Origin of the sequence: Klebsiella sp. GL120222-02 (assembly GCF_003097195.1) — a bacterium.
GTDB classification, from domain to species: domain Bacteria; phylum Pseudomonadota; class Gammaproteobacteria; order Enterobacterales; family Enterobacteriaceae; genus Klebsiella; species Klebsiella variicola.
The window spans coordinates 230,490-248,881 of sequence record NZ_QEQO01000006.1 but is presented as its reverse complement, the minus strand read 5'-3'; the positions used below and the strand labels follow the sequence as shown (position 1 = coordinate 248,881).

The following is an 18,392-nucleotide window of genomic DNA, read 5'->3' as shown; positions in this document are numbered from 1 at the left end:
AAGTTCCACTCAAAAAACACTAACCAGAACATTCGTACCGCCTGCTTAAGGAAGTGACCCTATGAATCACATGAACGTTGTCGATGTGAAAGCGTGGATAGATGCCCGTCCGGTCTCGCGCTTTCAATGGAACGTGCTGCTGCTCTGTTTCATCATCATTATGCTGGATGGGTATGACGCCGCGGTGATGGGCTTTGTCGCCCCGGCGCTCATTGAGGACTGGGGCATCAGCCGGGCTGAAATGGGGCCGATTCTTGGGGCGGCCATGTTCGGCGTCGCCATTGGCGCCCTGGTGGCGGGCCCGCTTTCTGACCGCTACGGCCGAAAACGCATTTTACTCTGGTCGGTGGCGCTGTTTGCGTTGTTCAGCCTGGCCGGCGCCGTGGCGCAAAGCCCATCACAGCTGGCGCTGATGCGTTTTCTTACTGGCCTTGGCCTTGGCGCGGTGATGCCCAACTGCGTCACGCTGGTGGCGGAATATATGCCGGAGCGGCGTAAAGGGGTGATGATCACCCTGATGTACAGCGGTTTTAACGTGGGTTCCGGCCTCGGCGGCTTTATCGCCGCCGGTTTGTTATCGCATTACAGCTGGCACTCGGCGCTGATTTTTGGCGGCGTGCTGCCGCTCGTGGTGCTCCCCTTTATGATCGTGATGTTACCGGAGTCGGCGATGAACATGGTGGCGCGCCGGCTACCGGGCGAGCAGATCGCCAGGGCGCTTAACCGGCTTGGGGGCCAGTTTACGGCGGAAACCGTTTTTCAGTTGAATGCGCCGCCCATCACGCGCAGCAATAAAGTGGCGCAGCTGTTTCGGCATGGCTATGCCCGCGGCACGATAGCGCTGTGGCTGACCTATTTTATGGGGCTGTTCGTGATATATCTGCTGAACGGCTGGCTGCCAACCATTCTCCGCTCCGGCGGGCTGTCGCTGCAGCAGGCGGCGATGATGACCGGCTTGTTCCAGCTCGGCGGCCCGCTGGGCGGGATCCTTGTCGGTATGCTGATGGATCGTGCTTCGGCGAAAGCCGTGATTGCGGCAACCTATTTCCTCGGCTGCCTGTGCCTGTTGTCCCAGGGGTTGATGGATTTCGGATCGGCGGCGCTGTCGGTGCTGATTTTTATCAGCGGGATGTGCATTAACGGCGCGCAGAACGGTCTGCAGGCCTATTCGCCAGCCTATTATCAAACCGAGATCCGTGCTACCGGCGTCAGCTGGATGCATGGTATCGGCCGTACCGGGGCTATTCTCAGCTCCACGCTGGGTGGGATGCTGATGCTGGCCGTGCCGGGACACTCGTCGATCTTTTTGGTGCTTGCGCTGCCGGCCTGCCTGGCGGGGATCTGTATTTTGTTGCACCGTATGAATCACGCTAAGCCTCGACTCACAGAGGCAGAACTGGACGCTTTGTCATCCCCCCTGGAACACCGATAAGTGGAGTTATCTGATGGCTAACATTCTCGGCGGTATCGCCGTCTCTCATACCCCGACTATCGGCTTCGCGGTCGATCATCATAAACAGCAGGATCCGGCGTGGTCGCCGATCTTCCAGAGCTTCGAACCGCTGCAGCGCTGGCTGGAGGAGAAAAAACCGGATGCGCTGGTGTACATCTTTAATGATCATGTGACCGCCTTTTTCTTCGATCACTATTCGACTTTTACGCTGGGAATCGACAGTCAATATGACGTTGCCGATGAAGGCGGCGGACCACGCTGTCTGCCGCCGGTCCAGGGCAATGCGGCGCTCTCAAGGCACATTGGCGCCAGCCTGATGGCCGATGAGTTTGATATGTCGTTCTTTATGGATAAAAAGCTCGACCACGGCCTTTTCTCGCCGCTTTCGGCGCTGCTGCCCTGGGATGAAGCGCAGGGGTGGCCGACGGCGGTGATCCCGTTACAGATCGGCGTGCTGCAATTTCCGGTACCGAGCGCGCGCCGTTGTTACAAACTCGGCCAGGCGCTGCGCCGGGCAATTGAAAGCTTCCCGGAAGATATCAATGTGGCGATTGTCGCGACCGGCGGGCTCTCGCATCAGGTTCATGGCGAGCGCTGCGGATTTAATAATCCCGACTGGGATGCCCAGTTTGTTGACATGCTGGTTAATGACCCGGAAAAGCTCACCGAAATGACCCTTGGCGAATATGCTGAGCTGGGGGGGATGGAGGGGTCCGAAGTGATCATGTGGCTGGTGATGCGCGGCGCGCTATCAGCCAATGTCACCGAAACCTGGCGCGACTATTACCTGCCGTCGATGACCGGTATCGCCACGCTGATCCTTGAGAACAATGCGCGCCTGCCCCCCGTCGATACCCTGACGCGCCATCGCCAGCATATGGCGCAGCAGCTGGCCGGGGTGGAGAAACTGCCGGGAACCTATCCTTTTACCCACGAGCGCAGCCTGAATGGCTTGCGGCTTAACCGTTTCCTGCATCGGCTGATTGAGCCTGCCTGGCGCGAACGTTTTCTGCAGTCGCCTCAGTCGCTTTATGCCGAAGCCGGACTGAGTGAGGAGGAACAGCAGTTGCTCAACGCACGCGACTGGCGGGGATTGATTCAGTATGGCGCCAGTTTCTTCCTGCTGGAGAAAATGGGCGCGGTGGTCGGCGTATCCAACCTGCATATTTACGCCGCGATGCGCGGGCAGACGCTGGAGGCGTTTCAGCAAACGCGCAACCAACAGGTAACCTATTCGGTGGCGGGTAAACGTTAAACGGTCCCGTCCTGAACCTGCTGATAGATAAAACGCAACAGCGCCTGCGTCGCCGGGGAGGGCAGGCTGCCGGCGCGAAACGTCAGCCCGATACGCCGGGTGGTATCGGGCAGGGGGACCGGCAACACGCTGAGCAGCCCATTGTCTGTCTCAAAACGCATCTGGCTGGCGGAGACCGCCGCCAGCATGTCGGAGTCCTGCAGCAATCCTCGCACCATCGCCGCGTCCCCGGTCTCCACCGTCGGCTGGGGCAGCGGCAGCCCCAGGGTGACAAACGCCTTATCCAGCAAATGGCGCGCCGGCGCGTTGGCGCGCGGCAGCACCCATTGCGCGGTCGCCAGCTGGCTGCGCGGATCCGGATGGCGCAGCAGCGGGTGGTTATTACGCAGTAAAATCAACATATCCTCTTCGAATAACGCCTCGCTACAGAGGTCCGGGAGATCTTCATCCTGACGCAGGGCGCCGATAATAAAATCGATATTACCTGCCCGCATATCGGCGACCAGCGACTCATACGGGCTTTCATTGGTCATGAGGGTAATGCCCGGGTGCTGGGCCAGAAAGGCGGCGATGGCGGAGGGCAGTAGCCGGGTCCGGCTCAGCGGCAGGGCGCCAATGCGCACGGTGCCCTCCAGCACCCCGCGACGGGCGGCGATATCGCTCCAGATGTTTTCCAGCTCGTTGAGCGCTCTGCTTACCGGGGGATAGAGTAGCTCCGCGGCGGGCGTGGGGCGCACCCCTTCTGGCGTCCGGCGAAATAGCGCCGAATCCGCCCCTTTCTCCAGGACCTTCAGCGCGGCGCTGACCGCCGGCTGGGTGATCCCCAACTGTTGCGCGACGGTTTGGGTATGGTTGACGTGATAGAGCTGAATAAATATGGCTAACCGGCGGGTATTGAACAGCCAGCCGGCGTCCGCCAGCGGGCCGCTGCTGCGGGTATGGTGTTTCTGCAACAGCGCCGGGATGGCCTGCAGGTCGTCAATCGCCCGCCGGGCGCGCGGCAGGATGCACTTGCCATACTCGGTGGGCACCATGCCGCTGTAATGGCGTTCGAACAGCGTGACGTTCAACGCGGCTTCAAGGTCGCGGATCGCCCGAGTTATCGCTGACTGCGTGCGGAATAAGTCATCGGCCGCACGCGAGACGCTGCCGCGCAGCGCGACCTGACAGAAAAAGCGCAGCTGCATGATATTTATGATTTTATCGTGCTTTTTCTTCAGCATGGTTCGTCAGGCCTGAAACAGTGAGTGAGTCGACAACATAAATAAAAATCATAGCCTTCGCAAGTTAACGAATTACCTCCCTGCGACGGGACATGACAAGCTGAAAAAAACAACAGAGGAAGCCATCATGTCTCATCCGGTTAGCGAAAAAAGTGCCCTTGTCGTCAGCGCCCACTCAGCCGATTTCGTCTGGCGCGCGGGCGGTGCGATAGCGCTGCATGCCCTGCAGGGCTATCAGGTCCATGTGGTCTGTTTATCCTTTGGCGAGCGCGGCGAGTCCGCCAAACTGTGGCGCAAAGGCAACATGACCGAGGAGGCGGTGAAGCAGGTGCGTCGCGAAGAGGCGCAGGCCGCCGCTGAGATCCTGGGCGCCAGCGTCGAATTCTTTGATATCGGCGACTATCCGCTGCGCGCCGATAAAGAGACGCTGTTTCGTCTGGCGGATGTGTATCGCCGTATCCAGCCCCACTTTGTCCTGACGCACTCCCTGCACGATCCCTATAACTACGATCATCCGCTGGCCTCCCATCTGGCGCAGGAGGCTCGGATTATCGCTCAGGCAGAAGGCTATCGCCCCGGCGAGAAAATTGTCGCTGCTCCCCCGGTTTACTGTTTCGAACCGCACCAGCCGGAGCAGTGCAACTGGAAACCCGATGTGTTACTGGACATCACCGCCGTCTGGGAGAAGAAGTATCAGGCCATTCAGTGCATGCAGGGTCAGGAGCATCTGTGGGAATACTACACCCGCGTGGCGCTGCAGCGCGGAGTGCAGGCCAAACGCAATATCGGCATCACGGCCGCGCGCGATATCGTTCACGGCGAAGCCTTCCAGAGCATCTTCCCCCGCGTAACGGAGAACCTGGCATGAACCTGTTAAATAAAAAAGGCCTTGTGATCCGCCATCTGCCGCGCCATGACGAGGCGGTTTTGCGCCGCTGTGAGGCGGCCGGGGTGGCGACGCTCCATGAAGCCTGGGATCGTCAGGGGCTGATGGGGCCGGCAATCCGTCCGATTCAGCAGGGCGTCAGCCGGGCGGGCAACGCGGTAACCGTGCTGGTGACGCCAGGCGACAACTGGATGTTTCATGTGGCGGTCGAGCAGTGCCGCGCCGGCGATATTCTGGTGGTGGCCCCGACGTCGCCGTGCGGCGATGGCTTCTTCGGCGATCTGCTGGCGACGTCTCTCCAATCGCGCGGCGTGGTCGGTCTGGTGGGCGATATCGGCATTCGTGATTCGCAGACTTTGCGGGAGATGGGATTCGCCGTCTGGTCCCGTCAGGTTTATGCCCAGGGAACGGTGAAAGAGAGCCTCGGTTCGGTTAACGTCCCGGTGATTTGCGCAGGCCAGCTTGTGCAGCCGGGCGATGTCGTGGTGGCCGACGACGATGGCGTCGTGGTGCTGCCTCACGCGCAGGTCCGTGATGTGCTCGATAAAGCGGAAGCCCGTATGAGCAATGAGCTTGCGAAGCGTGAGCGGATGCGCCATGGCGAGCTGGGGCTGGATATTTACGCGATGCGCCCGCGTCTGGCGGAAAAGGGGCTGCGGTATTACGACCGCGCAGACGAGGTGGAGGAATAAATGGCGCAACGCGGAATCCCCTGTCTATGGATGCGCGGCGGCACCTCGAAGGCAGCCTGTTTTCTGGCTGACGATCTGCCTGCCGATCCGGTGCAACGTGATGCGGTGCTGCTGGCGGTGATGGGCTCGCCTGATCCCCGGCAAATTGACGGGATCGGCGGCGCCGATCCGCTGACCAGTAAAGTGGCGATTATCCGCCGCTCCGCACGGCCTGACGCCGATGTGGACTATCTGTTTGCCCAGGTGAACGTGGCGGCGGCCACCGTGGATTACGGCCAAAACTGCGGCAATATTCTCGCCGCCGTTGGCCCTTTCGCCATCGAGCGTGGTCTGGTTCGCCACGATGCGCCGCTCACTCGGGTGCGTATTTATATGGAGAACACGGGGCAACTGGCGGTGGCAGAGATCCCCTGCGATGCCGACGGGGTCGACTACGCCGGCGAGAGTCGTATCGATGGCGTGCCGGGCAGCGCCAGCCCGATCCTGCTCCATTTTCTTGATGTGGCGGGCTCCAGCTGCGGGGCGCTGCTGCCGACCGGCCGGGTTCGTGACCGTTTTGACGGCGTTGAGGTGACCTGCATCGATAACGGTATGCCGGTGATCCTGCTGCGCGCTTCCGACCTCGGTTGCACCGGCTATGAGACGCGCGAACAGCTGGATAATGACGATGCGCTTAAACGTCGCCTGGAGTCGATTCGCCTGCAGGCCGGGCCGCTGATGCAGCTTGGCGACGTCAGCCAGCGCACGGTGCCCAAGATGACCCTGATCGCCGAACCGCGACACGGCGGCGCCATCAGCAGCCGCACCTTTATCCCGCACCGCTGCCACGCGTCAATCGGCGTGTTTGGCGCGGTGAGCGTGGCCAGCGCTTGTCTGCTCCCCGGCTCTGTCGCGCAGGGCCTGGCGCAGGTAGCGCCAGGCGATACGCCGCTGCTCAGCGTTGAGCATCCGACAGGCGAATTTAGCGTAACGCTTCAGCTTGATGCTGACGGCGCCCTGGCTGGCTGCGGCCTGTTACGCACGGCGCGATTGCTGTTTGCTGGCGAGGTTTTTATTCCGGCCCGCGTCTGGCCGCGTGAGGAGTAATGATGACGATCGCGTTTATTGGTTTTGGCGAGGCGGGTGGCATTCTGGCGGCGGATCTGGCCCGTGAGAATACGGTGACCATTTGGGATTGCAAGCTCAATGGCCCGGCGCGAGAGGCGATGGGCAAAAAAGCCCGTGACTCGCGCGTTCAGGTGGGAAGTTCGCTGGCGCAGGCGCTGGAGGGGGCCACGCTGGTTTTTTCTACTGTGACCGCGGGTGAGGCGCTAAAGGTGGCGCAGCAGGCGGCCGCGCTGCTGCAGCCGGGGCAATACTTCCTCGATCTCAACTCCGTGGCGCCGGAGACGAAACGGCAGGCGGCTGAACATTTTCTGCCCGGCGCCTACATCGATGTCGCGGTGATGGCGCCGGTACCGCCGGCCCGATTGCAGACACCGTTATTGATCGGCGGGCCGCAGGCGGAGGCGATCGCGCCGCGTCTGCAGGGGCTGGGGCTGAATGCCCGCTATGGCGCCAGTACGGTGGGCCAGGTGTCGGCGATAAAAATGTGCCGTAGCGTGATGATCAAAGGTCTTGAAGCGCTCACCACAGAATGCCTGTTCGCGGCCCGTGAATATGGCGTCGAGGAGGAGGTGCTTAGTTCCTTGCATCATAGTTTCCCCTCTCTGGGCTGGACAGGAGCGTTCCCCGACTATCTGATCAGCCGGGTGGCGGAACATGGCATTCGGCGCAGCGAAGAGATGGAAGAGGTGGTGAAAACCCTGCGTGACGTGGGGAGCGCCGGGATAATGAGCGAGGCGATCGCGAAAAGCCAGCGCCAGCTGCCGGAGCAGATGGCCGCCCGTAGCCTGAGCTACAGGCAGCTGACGCCGTTTGACTGGAAAACGCTGGTCGCCAGGCTGAAATAACCGCTATTTGGCCGGACAGACGATTTTGTCGATTGCGGCCTGGTAGCTTTTTTGGTTATTGCGCTCTTTCGCCAGCGTTGCTTCGCGGACCGCGTTCTTGTTACCGTCGGTCGCCAGCACTTTATTGGCAAAATCGTTATCGCTGAGGTGGCTTGCTGGCGCGCATTTTTCCTTCACCGCTTTGAGCACCTGCTGTTTTTGCTGCTCGAACTGCAGGCTTTGCAGCGGTGATTCGGCCCACGCCGACGTGGCGCTCAGGGCGGTGACCAGGCATACCATCCAACATGCTTTCATCAGGCTTCTCCTTCCGTAATCGCTTCCGTCAACTATATGCGCAGGCGCGAAAACACGCAAATAGTGGTCAGTTTAACTTATTGAAAATGCAATTTTTATCGCCTGCTCAGGCGGCTCTCACCCGCCGCCGCGAGTCGATGGCGATCAGCACCACCGACGCGAGGATCAGCAGAGTGCCCAGCCAGTCCGGCAGCGTGAAGGTGATCCCCAGCAGCAGGAGCGACAGCAGGGCGCTGCTCAGCGGTTCGGCGCAGCTGAGGATCCCGGCCTTCGCGCCGCCAATTTTCTGCGCGCCGTTAAGATAAAGGCTGAAGGTCAGCGAAGTACCGATCACCACCAGGTAGAAAAAGGCTAACAGCAGGCTACCGTTCACCACAAAATCGGTGCCCTGGCCGCCGTAAAACGGCAGCAGCATCGCGCCGCCGAACAGCATGCTCCAGCCGACGATCGGCAGCGTCCCGTAGCGGGCAATCAGCGTCGAGGGATAGGTGGTATAAAACGCGGCGGCAAACGCCGAGGCGATCCCCCAGAACAGCGCCGCCGGCGAAATCGACAGCGTCGTTGGGTTGCCGTGGGTCACCAGCAGAAAGGTGCCCGCCAGCGAGGTGCAGATAGCTCCCAGCACCAGCGGAGTGGGACGCGCTTTGCGGGCGAGGGCGAACCAGGCGACGATGATCGTAGGCGACAGGAACTGCAGCACCGTGGCCGTGGCGGCATTGGATTTTTCAATGGTCATCAGAAAGGTGAACTGCACGGTTAACGCGCCAAACAGCGAGAAAAACAGCAGGCTGAGGGCGTCGCGGCGGTTTTGCAGCACGCGGAAAATGCGGTCGCCGTGAACAAAGCCGAGCATCAACAGGATCAGCCCGGCGAACAGCAGACGCGTCATGGTCAGAAACGGCGACGACATCTGGCTTTCCTGCATAATAAACTGCGCACACACCCCGGAACTGCCCCACAGCACGGCGGCAATCAGTACGTTCAGCATCCCTTTTTTGCTGGAGCCCATCTTTTCCTCAAGCGAAATATGACAAAGGGGAATCATAGCATGCGCCAGCCCGGGCGGCGGGGCAGGAAATGGTAGTCGGGCGCGGCGGCGTAACGATGTTGCAGGCCCGGTAAGGCGAAGCCGCCACCGGGCACTACCCGACAGTCGCGTTCTAACTTAAATCGACATTTTTACTGCCGAACAGCCAGGTGAGGACAAAGCCACACAGGTAGGAGACCGCCAGCCCGCCGGCGTAGACCGCCATCCCGGCGTAAATTCCGCTGCCGGAGGTCATCAGCGGCAGCGCCACCAGCCCGGACGGGCCGAACACCGTGTTCAGGCCGACCGGCAGCCCCAGCCAGGCGATCAGTCCGACGAAGAACCCGCCGCAGGCGCCGCCGAGGCAGGCGGTGACAAACGGCTTCATCCGCGGCAGGGTGACGCCGTAGATCAGCGGCTCGCCAATCCCGAGGAAGCCCGGAATAATCGCCCCTTTAATCTGGGTTCGCAGCAGCGAATCGCGCTTCGCCCGCCAGAATAGCGCCAGCGCCGCCCCCACCTGCCCGGCCCCGGCCATCGCCAGGATCGGGAACAGCGAGTTAAAGCCCTGGGCGTCCACCAGCGCAAAATAGACCGGGACAAACCCCTGATGGACGCCGAACATCACCGCCAGCAGGAACAGGCCGGCCAGCACCGCCGAGCCAAACGGGTTGCCGTTAAGATGCAGGAACAGCCACGACATGCCGGTAAACAACCAGCCGCCAATCGGCATGATCACCGTAAAGGTCACCGCGCCCATGATCAGCAGCGTCACCGCCGAAGTGAGGATCATATCGAGGTTGGCCGGCATTACCCGCCGCACCTGGCGTTCAACCCACGCCCCAAGGATAGCGGCGATCAATACGCCGATGATATTGCCGCGCGGATCGATGCCGTGGCCGAAGAAGGTGGAAATGCCGGCGTAGAAGCCGCTGGTCGCCTCCGGGTTGTAGCCCAGCACGAACAGCGAGGCGATAATTGCGCCGTTCACGCCGGAGCCGCCGAACGCCTTCTGCGCGTTATAGCCAATCAGGATACTCAGGAAAGTGAACATCCCTTTGCTGAAGACCTTCATATAGCCAATCAGCGCCACCAGGCTGGCGTTCGGATGGGCGTTCTCCAGCACGAAAACCTGTTCCGCCAGGGTGGCGAAGCCCAGCAGCAGCCCGACGGCGATAAAGCCGGGGATCAGCGGCGTAAAGATGATGGCGAATTTGGCGAGAAACTTCTGCACCGCGCTGGTCTGCTTGCCCTTCAGCGCCTGCTTTTTCTCTGCCGCGACGTCGGCCAGCGACGGCGCGGCGGGCGCCTCCTCCAGCTGGACGTTCATCATCTCGGCGGCGGTTTGCGCCTTGCCGGGGCCGAGCACCACCTGGAACTGCTCGTCGCTGACGATCACCCCCATTACGCCGTCAATCTGGCGGATGGCGGCGCTGTCGGCCAGACTTTCATCGCGCAGGGTCAAGCGCAGGCGCGTCATGCAGTTGCCCGCCTGCGCGACGTTTGCGGCGCCGCCTACGTGGGCGAGGATCCGCGCTATCATCTCTTTCGTTATTTTTGCCATTGCCCGTTACCTGTCTGTCGGTGCTCAGGTGTTGCTGAGCGCCTTGCGGATATAGCCGTTGTTTTTCGTCAGCAGCGACTGCGCCTCTGCGGCGCTTAAGTCCGCCAGCACCATCACGATCGCCGTTTTACAGTGGCGGCCGCAGGCCTCCAGCGCCTTCCGGGCAGTGGGACGATCGCAGTCGGTCGCCTCCATCACGATAGAGACCTGGCGCTCAATCAGCTTGGCGTTGGTCGCTTCGACGTCGACCATCAGGTTGCTGTACACCTTGCCGACGCGGATCATCGCCCCGGTGGAGATCATGTTCAGCACCAGCTTCTGCGCGGTACCGGCTTTCAGGCGGGTAGAGCCAGTGACCACTTCCGGGCCGACCACCGGGGTGATCGCCACATCCGCCAGCTGGGCCATTTCGCCATGCGGGTTACAGCTGACGATGGCGACAAAGGCATTCTGACTATGGGCGTATTCCATGGCGCCAATGACGTACGGCGTGCGTCCGCTGGCCGCCAGTCCCACCAGCACATCGCGGTGGCTGAAGTTCAGGTTCTGCAGATCCATCGCCCCCTGCGCTTTGTTGTCTTCCACGTTTTCCACGGCGCTGAGAATCGCTTTATGTCCGCCGGCGATGATCCCCACCACCTGCTCCGGGCGGGTGCCGAAGGTTGGCGGGCATTCGCTGGCATCGAGGATCCCCAGACGCCCTGAGGTACCCGCGCCGATATAAATCAAGCGGCCACCGGCCTGCAGCGCCGTCGCGACCTTATCCACCACCTCGGCAATCTGCGGCAGATAGGGCGTAATCGCCTGGGCTACCTGCTGGTCTTCCTGGTTTATCACCGTCAGCATGTCGAGGGTGGAGAGGGTGTCAATGTTGGCGCTGTTGGCGTTGCGTCGCTCGGTCAGCAGTTTGCTCAGGTCGATACTCATAGAAACCTCGTTATTCTCAGTGGCGCGCAGTATAAGGAATTATTTATTCCTTGCCTGTGAAGAGTATCACGATTAGTACGCGGAGAATAATAGGAGAATGGTAGGTATGGCGGGAAATAGTGCGGTAATAAATCTGGAATATTTTATTACCGCAGCAGGAGATTAGCGCGCGCTGCGCGGTTTGCTGAGGCCCAGCAGCAGCGCCAGCAGGTAGCAGATGGCCATCGCGAGGCTCATTTTCAGCATCGTTTCACCGCCGAGGCCTGCCAGCGGCGCGGCGATGCCGCCGAAGACAAACATCAGGGTGCCCATCAGCGCGGACGCGGTCCCGGACTGCGCGGCATCGACGGCGCTCATCGCCTCCGCGCCAGCGACGGTGCTGATGCCGCTCATCAGCGACACGGTAAAGAACAGGCCGACCAGCGCCAGCACCGGCAGCTGCAGCCAGGCAAACAGCAGCATGATCGCCGCACAGCTCACGGCCAGCGTCAGGCCGCCGCGCAGCAGGCTTTCGGCGTTAAAGCGGCGCGCCAGGCGGGAAAAGATCATTGCCGCGATAATCAGCCCGATACCGTTCAGACCGAACAGCAGGCTGAACTGCATGGCGCTCATGCCGTATTCGCTCTGCATCACGAAGGAAGAGGAGCCGATGTAAGAGAACAGCCCGGCCATCATAAAGGCCTGAATCAGGCAGAAGCGCAGAAAGCGGCGATTTTTCAGCACCGGCTGGCCGCGTTGCTGGCGGGCGGCATGCGTTGCTGTGGCCGGGCGCGTTTCCCGCAGGATCGTCAGGCTCATCACCAGCAGCACGCCGCCGATGGCGGCCATCGTCCAGAAGAGAATTCGCCAGTCGAAGGCGGTGATAACGTAGCCGCCCAGCACCGGGGACAGCACCGGCGCAATGCCGTTCACCGTCATCAGCAGGGCGAAAAATTGGGTCAGCAGGGTGCCCTGGTATTTATCGCGGGCGATGGATCGCGACAGCACCGAGCCGCCGGCGCCGGCGAAGCCCTGTAAAAAGCGCCAGACAATCAGCATGTTGATATCCCGGGTCAGGGCGCACATCGCTGAAGCAAAGATAAACAGCAGCAGAGACAGCGCCAGCGGTTTCAGGCGGCCAATGCGATCGCTCAGCGGGCCGAAAAACAGCTGACCCAGGCCGAGGCCAATCAGCGCGGCGGTCAGCGACAGCTGGGTCTGGGTGCTGGTGGCCTGCAGCTGCTGAGTGATCTCCGGCAGCGCCGGCAGATAAAAATCCGTGCACAGCGGGCCGATACCTGACAGCAGGCCGAGGATCAGCGCCCAGGAGAGGGAAACACGTGGCATAACGATTCCTTACAGAAGCCGGGCGCGGCCGCCCGGCGGGTGAAATTAACTGGCGCCGCCGCCCAGCGACTGCCAGAGGGTGATCCGGTTATTGAGGTCGGTCTGCTGCAGGGACAGCAGCGTCGTCTTCGCCGACCACAGCGTGCGCTGGGCCGTAAGCACCGACAGATAATCGCCGACTCCGGCCTGATAGCTCTTCATGGCGATATCCAGCGATGTCTGCTCGGCGGCGACGTACTGCCGCTGGGCATCGAGCTCTTCGCTCAGCGTTTCCCGGCGCGCCAGCGCATCGGCAACGTCCTTAAAGGCGCTCTGAATCGATTTCTCGTAGGTGGCGATCAGCCCCTTTTTCTCCGCTTCCGCATAGCGCAGCTGCGCCAGGTTGCTGCCGCCGGTGAACAGCGGCAGGCTGATGGAGGGGGCGAACGACCACACCTGCATCCCGTGGCTGAACAGCGACGACAGCGAGTCGCTGCCGACCCCGGCGCTGGCGGTCAGGGAAATCGACGGGAAGAAGTTCGCCCGCGCCGCGCCGATATCGGCATTGGCGCTCTTCAGATTGTGCTCCGCTTCCTGAATGTCCGGCCGGCGCAGCAGCACCGACGACGACACGCCCGCCGGCACCAGCGCGATGCTGTTATCCCCGAGGCTCTCGAGGGTGCCGGGCAACAGGCTCTCCGGCACGGTTTCCCCCGCCAGCAGGTTAATGGCGTTTTTATCCTGCGCCACCAGCGTGCGATAGCTGGCGACGCTGGCGCGGGCCTGCTGATAGACGCTTTCCGCCGAGCTTACATCGCCGGCGGAAGCGGTACCCACCGCCATCTGGCGGGCGACGATGTTGCGCGAGTTTGCTGCGCTGTCCATGGTCTGCTGCGCCAGCGCCAGATTGCTGTTATCCGTCGCCAGCGTCACCCAGGCGGTGGTCAAATCGGCAATCATCGTCAGCCGGGTATTCTGCGCGGTGAATTCGCTGGCAAGCCAGGTTTCGCGCGCCGCGCGCGACAGGCTCTGGTTCTTGCCGAACAAGTCCAGTTCGAAGCTGGAGACCGCGCCGTCGGCCTGCGAAGCGGAGCTCAGGCCGCTGGCTACCGTTTTGCTGCGGGTATGGCTCAGCTCGGCATCGACAGTGGGAAACAGCGACGCCCGCGTCTCGCCGTACTGGGCGCGCGCGGCCTCGATATCGGCCAGCGCTTTTTGCACATCGCGGTTGCTGTTTAGCGCGATGCTGACCACTTTTTTCAGCCGCGCGTCATTGACCACTTTCTGCCAGTCGCCGACCACCGCCGTCGATTCGCCGTGCGCCCCGGGCAGGGTGGCCGGCACCGGCGCGGCCGGGCGATCATAATGCGGGTCAAGCGAGACGCAGCCCGCGGTCAGGAGCGCGATAAACATAAAACTCAAACGAAACATACCTTACTCCTGAGAAGGACGTTGGCGGGTGAAGAGACGTTTCACCAGCACGAAGAACAGCGGTACGAAAAACACCGCCAGCAGGGTGGCCGTCAGGGTGCCGCCGATGATGCCGGTGCCGATCGCCACGCGGCTGTTGGCTCCGGCGCCGGTGGCGATGGCCAGCGGCAGTACCCCGGCGATAAACGCCAGCGAGGTCATGACAATCGGGCGCAGACGGGTCTGCGCGGCACGGATCGCCGCCCGGGAGAGCGAATACCCCTCATCCACGGCGGATTCAGCGAACTCCACGATCAGGATGGCGTTTTTCGACGACAGGCCGATGGTGGTCAGCAGCGCCACCTGGAAGTAGACGTCGTTGCTTAAACCGCGCAGCGTCGCCGCCAGCGCCGCGCCGAGCAGGCCGAGCGGGATAACCATGATCACCGAGAACGGCACCGACCAGCTCTCATACAGCGCCGCCAGGCACAGGAACACCACCAGAATCGAGATGGCGTAGAGGCTCATCGCCTGGCCGCTGGCGAGCTTTTCCTGCAGCGAAATGCCGCTCCACGCCCAGGTGGAGCCCGCCGGCAGGCTGTCGGCCAGCTTTTCCATCTTGTCCATCGCCGCGCCGGAGCTGAAGCCGGCGGCGTTTTCGCCCTGGATCTCAAAGGCGGCGGAGCCGTTGTAGCGCACCAGGCTTTCCGGGCCGTATTGCCAGTGGGTGGTGGCGAAGGCGGAGAACGGCGTCATGCTGTTATCGCTGCCGCGAACGAACCATTTGCCGAGGTCCGACGGCACCGCGCGCGCGTCGCTTTCGCCCTGGATATAGACCTTTTTCACCCGGCCGCGATCGATAAAGTCATTCACGTAGGTACCGCCCCAGGCGCTGGAGAGCGTATCGGTCACATCGCTCAGCGACAGCCCCAGCGAGACGGCTTTGTTATTATCGATATCCACCTGCAGTTGCGGCATCTGCGGCAGATCGTTAGCGCGCACCGACTGCAGCTCGCTGCTCTGGTTGGCCGCCGCCAGCAGCTGGCTGCGCAGCTTCATCAGACTGTCGCGGTCGGTACCGCCGCTGGCCATCAGTTCGAAGGTGAAGCCGTTGCTCTGCCCGAGACCGTCCACTGACGGCGGGGTCATGGCGAACAGGGTGGCGTCGCGGATCGTCCCCAGCTCTTTGGTGGCGCGCAGGGCAATGGCCTGGGCGGTATTGTCGTCCCCTTTGCGCTGCGACCAGTTTTTCAGCGACACGAAGGCCATCCCGGCGTTCTGGCCGCTGCCGCTAAAGCTGAAGCCGTCGACGGTGAAAATGACGTCGGTATTGGCTTTCTCTTTGGTGAGGAACCAGTCGGTCACCTGGCGGCGCACCTCAGCGGTACGCACCGCGGTGGCCCCGGCGGGCAGGGTGTACTGGACCATGATCTCCCCCTGGTCCTCCACCGGCAGGAAGCTGCCCGGCAGCTTCCACATCGCCAGCGCCATCGCCCCGCAAATCAACGCGTAAGCGCCCATCATCACTGCGCCCCGGCGCAGGCCGCCGAGTACGCGGCGCTGGTAGCCTGCTTCCGTGCGCCCCCACAGGCGGTTAAAGGCGCCAAAGAACCCTTTGGTGTGTGGTTTGGAGTGGCTGAGCAGCGCGCCGCACAGCGCCGGGGTGAGGGTTAGCGCCACCACCACCGACAGCATCATTGCCGAAATAATGGTTACCGAGAACTGGCGATAGATGACCCCGGTCGATCCGCCGAAGAAGGCCATCGGCAGGAACACCGCCGACAGCACCAGGGCGATCGCCACCAGCGCGCCGGAGATTTCGCCCATCGATTTTTCGGTGGCTTCGCGGGCGGGGAGCCCTTCGTCGCGCATAATGCGCTCGACGTTTTCCACCACCACGATGGCGTCATCCACCAGCAGGCCGATCGCCAGCACCATGGCGAACAGCGTCAGGGTGTTAATCGAGTAGCCGAACAGCGCCAGCACCCCAAAGGTGCCAAGCAGCACCACCGGCACCGCCACCGCCGGAATGAGCGTCGCGCGGAAGTTCTGCAGGAACAGATACATCACGCAGACCACGAGAATGATCGCTTCGAACAGGGTCTGAATCACATCCTCGACCGAGATTTTGATGAACTCGGTGCTGTCCTTCGGATAGGCGATATCGTAGCCCTGCGGCATCTGACGCTGGAATTCGGCGATTTTGCTTTTCACCAGGGTCGCGGTGTCCAGCGCGTTGGCGCCGGGGGCCATCATCACCGCGATCCCGGCGGCCGGATGGCCGTTCAGATTGGCGGTGGCGGTATAATCCTCGCTGCCCATCTCCACCCGCGCGACATCGCTCAGGCGCACTACCGAGCCGTCGGCCTGGCTTTTCACGATGATCGCTTTGAACTGGTCAGGGGTTTGCAGCCGGGATTGCGCGCGCACGGTGGCGGTCAATTGCTGGGCATTGGACGACGGTAGCGCGCCGATTTTACCGGCGGAAACCTGCACGTTCTGCGCCTCAATCGCCGACTGAACGTCGGAAGGCATCAGCGAGTAGGAGGCGAGTTTGGTCGGGTCCATCCAGACGCGCATCGCGTATTCGGCGCCGAATACCTGCAGGCTGCCGACACCCTCCACGCGCGCCAGCGGGTCCTGCATATTGCTGACCAGCCAGTCGGAGATATCGGAGCTGGTGGCGCGATTGGTTTTGTCATACACCGCGAGGATCAGCAGGAAGCTGCTCTGCGATTTTTCCACCGTTACGCCGGACTGCTGGACTTCGCTCGGCAGCCGCGATTCCGCCTGCTGGACTTTGTTTTGCACCTGCACCTGGGCGGTGTCCGGGTCGGTCCCTTGCTCAAAGGTGACGGTGATGCTGACCGAGCCATCGGAGCTGCTGGTGGAGCTGAAGTAGAGCAGATGGTCGAGGCCGGTAAGCTGCTGCTCGATCACCTGGGTGACGCTGTTCTCCAGGGTTTCGGCGGACGCCCCGGTATAGGTGGCGGAGATTTTCACCGCCGGCGGGGCGACGTCAGGATACTGGCCTACCGGCAGAGTGCGGATCGCCAGCACCCCGGCGAGCATAATCAGAATGGCGATCACCCAGGCAAAGACCGGGCGACGCACGAAGAAACGGGAGAACATCAGGCATTGCCTCCGTTATTGTTGACGGCAACGGCCTTCACTGTCTGTCCGGGGGCCACTTTACTGGTGCCTTCGACAATCAGCTTATCGCCTGCTTTCAGGCCGCTCAGCACCAGCCATTTATCGCCATAGGTGTCGCCGGTTTCCACGGTACGCTGCTCAACTTTGTTGGCGGCATCGACCACCAGCGCCGTGGCGTCGCCTTTGGCATCGCGGGTGATCCCCTGTTGTGGGGCGAGGATCGCGTCGTTCATGATGCCTTCATCGATGCGCGCGCGGACGAACATCCCCGGTAGCAGGACGTGCTGCGGGTTGGGGAAGATAGCGCGCAGGGTCACCGAGCCGGTGGATTCATCGACGGCGACTTCGGTGAGCGCCAGACGCCCTTTTTCCTGGTAGGTACTGCCATCTTCCAGGGTTAACGTCACGCTGAGGGTGTCGCTGTTGCTGGCCAGGCTTTGTTTGCGTAAACGCAGGAGATCGACGCTGGATCGCGTCAGATCGACATACATGGTGTCGAGCCCGCGGATCGTCGCCAGCGCGGTATCCTGATCGGCGGAGACCAGCGCCCCCGGCGTAACCGACGAGATGCCGATGCGCCCGGCTATCGGTGCGGTGACGGTGGTCCAGTTCAGGTTGATGCGCGCGCTCTCCAGCGCCGCTTTCTTCGATTCCACGCTGGCCTTGTCCTGGGCGCAGGTGGAGGCGGCGTCGTCGGCATCCTGGCGGGAAACGCCGTTATCCCTGACCAGCGACGCGTAGCGCTGGGCCTTCTGGCAATCGGAGACCACCAGCGCCTGGGCCTGTTTCAGCGCGGCCGCCGCTTCGTTCCAGGTCGCGCGATAGCTGGAGGGATCGATCTGGTAAAGGGCCTGCCCGGCCTTCACCATATCGCCTTCGGTAAACAGGCGCTTCTGGATGATGCCGCTCACCTGGGGGCGAACTTCGGCGCTGAGCGAGGCGGTGGTGCGGCCGGTGAGCTGGCTGACTACCGGCACCGGCTGGCTTTGCAGGGTGACCACGCCCACTTCCGGCGTGGGTTGCTGCGGGGCAGATGTCTGCGCATTATCGCATCCGCTAAGGAGAAATAATGCTGTCGCGATGGGAGCTATGATGTATTTCATTATATTTTCTCAAGATATAAGACGTCCGCCCCGTTTATTTAAAAACGAGGGAATAGGTTGGGCGCTGAGGCATTTTCGGGTGAGCGAAAATGACAAAAAAGGAACACAGATGTTCCTGAACGTGATTGTTATTGTGTCTCCGTTGAAG

15 protein-coding genes are annotated in these 18,392 nt (G+C 61.8%); 6 read left to right on the top strand and 9 right to left on the bottom strand.

What is annotated here, in order from left to right; all coding sequences use genetic code 11:
* The first annotated feature begins 61 nt into the window (after nt 1-61).
* Both N438_RS18825 and N438_RS18820 read left to right on the top strand, forming a co-directional pair.
* Nucleotides 62-1,432 (top strand): aromatic acid/H+ symport family MFS transporter, encoded by a 1,371-nt coding sequence (locus tag N438_RS18825; protein WP_008806771.1) that lies wholly within the window; start codon nt 62-64, stop codon nt 1,430-1,432.
* Nucleotides 1,433-1,445: 13 nt separating this feature from the next.
* On the top strand, nt 1,446-2,708 hold the full coding sequence (locus tag N438_RS18820) for a gallate dioxygenase (protein ID WP_008806772.1): 1,263 nt from the start codon (nt 1,446-1,448) through the stop codon (nt 2,706-2,708).
* Here the strand turns inward: N438_RS18820 and N438_RS18815 are convergent.
* A complete protein-coding gene (locus N438_RS18815) occupies nt 2,705-3,931 on the bottom strand; it encodes a LysR family transcriptional regulator (RefSeq protein WP_116696414.1) in 1,227 nt (408 codons plus the stop codon). The genes N438_RS18820 and N438_RS18815 overlap by 4 nt on opposite strands.
* A gap of 127 nt (nt 3,932-4,058) precedes the next feature.
* On the opposite strand from N438_RS18815, the gene galB reads away from it, so the two are divergent.
* The 4 genes from galB to N438_RS18795 are packed head-to-tail and all read left to right on the top strand — an operon-like array spanning nt 4,059 to nt 7,461.
* Entirely contained in the window at nt 4,059-4,799 is a 741-nt protein-coding gene (gene galB, locus N438_RS18810; protein WP_008806774.1) for a 4-oxalmesaconate hydratase, read from the top strand.
* A complete protein-coding gene (locus tag N438_RS18805) occupies nt 4,796-5,509 on the top strand; it encodes a 4-carboxy-4-hydroxy-2-oxoadipate aldolase/oxaloacetate decarboxylase (RefSeq protein WP_008806775.1) in 714 nt (237 codons plus the stop codon). Before galB ends, N438_RS18805 begins: the two co-directional genes overlap by 4 nt.
* Nucleotides 5,510-6,595: a 4-oxalomesaconate tautomerase gene (locus N438_RS18800; protein WP_016162004.1), complete on the top strand. Its 1,086-nt coding sequence runs from the start codon at nt 5,510-5,512 to the stop codon at nt 6,593-6,595.
* A 2-nt stretch (nt 6,596-6,597) separates the two neighbouring features.
* The gene (locus N438_RS18795; RefSeq protein ID WP_044649852.1) at nt 6,598-7,461 is read left to right on the top strand and encodes an NAD(P)-dependent oxidoreductase; all 864 of its coding nucleotides are present in this window, start codon (nt 6,598-6,600) and stop codon (nt 7,459-7,461) included.
* Between the two features lie 3 nt (nt 7,462-7,464).
* On the opposite strand, the gene N438_RS18790 is transcribed toward N438_RS18795, so the two are convergent.
* From N438_RS18790 to eefA, 8 genes are all read right to left on the bottom strand, one after another.
* Complete coding sequence (locus N438_RS18790) at nt 7,465-7,755, bottom strand: YicS family protein (protein WP_002923120.1); 291 nt, start codon at nt 7,753-7,755, stop codon at nt 7,465-7,467.
* Between the two features lie 106 nt (nt 7,756-7,861).
* On the bottom strand, nt 7,862-8,764 hold the full coding sequence (locus N438_RS18785; protein WP_002923118.1) for a DMT family transporter: 903 nt from the start codon (nt 8,762-8,764) through the stop codon (nt 7,862-7,864).
* Nucleotides 8,765-8,915: 151 nt separating this feature from the next.
* Nucleotides 8,916-10,346, bottom strand: a complete 1,431-nt coding sequence (gene murP, locus N438_RS18780) for a PTS N-acetylmuramic acid transporter subunit IIBC (protein WP_116696413.1) — start codon at nt 10,344-10,346, stop codon at nt 8,916-8,918.
* A 24-nt stretch (nt 10,347-10,370) separates the two neighbouring features.
* The gene (murQ, locus tag N438_RS18775) at nt 10,371-11,273 is read right to left on the bottom strand and encodes an N-acetylmuramic acid 6-phosphate etherase (RefSeq protein ID WP_039102660.1); all 903 of its coding nucleotides are present in this window, start codon (nt 11,271-11,273) and stop codon (nt 10,371-10,373) included.
* A gap of 162 nt (nt 11,274-11,435) precedes the next feature.
* Entirely contained in the window at nt 11,436-12,599 is a 1,164-nt protein-coding gene (locus N438_RS18770) for a multidrug effflux MFS transporter (protein ID WP_022065830.1), read from the bottom strand.
* A gap of 45 nt (nt 12,600-12,644) precedes the next feature.
* Nucleotides 12,645-14,009, bottom strand: a complete 1,365-nt coding sequence (gene eefC / locus N438_RS18765) for a multidrug efflux RND transporter outer membrane subunit EefC (RefSeq protein ID WP_004889164.1) — start codon at nt 14,007-14,009, stop codon at nt 12,645-12,647.
* 3 nt (nt 14,010-14,012) lie between these two features.
* Nucleotides 14,013-17,120, bottom strand: a complete 3,108-nt coding sequence (eefB, locus tag N438_RS18760) for a multidrug efflux RND transporter permease subunit EefB (RefSeq protein ID WP_004151514.1) — start codon at nt 17,118-17,120, stop codon at nt 14,013-14,015.
* Nucleotides 17,120-18,244 carry a multidrug efflux RND transporter periplasmic adaptor subunit EefA gene (eefA, locus tag N438_RS18755; RefSeq protein WP_064143084.1) on the bottom strand — a complete coding sequence of 375 codons (1,125 nt, stop codon included), beginning with the start codon at nt 18,242-18,244 and terminating at the stop codon, nt 17,120-17,122. The genes eefB and eefA overlap by 1 nt, the downstream gene beginning before the upstream one ends.
* Nucleotides 18,245-18,392: the final 148 nt, after the last annotated feature.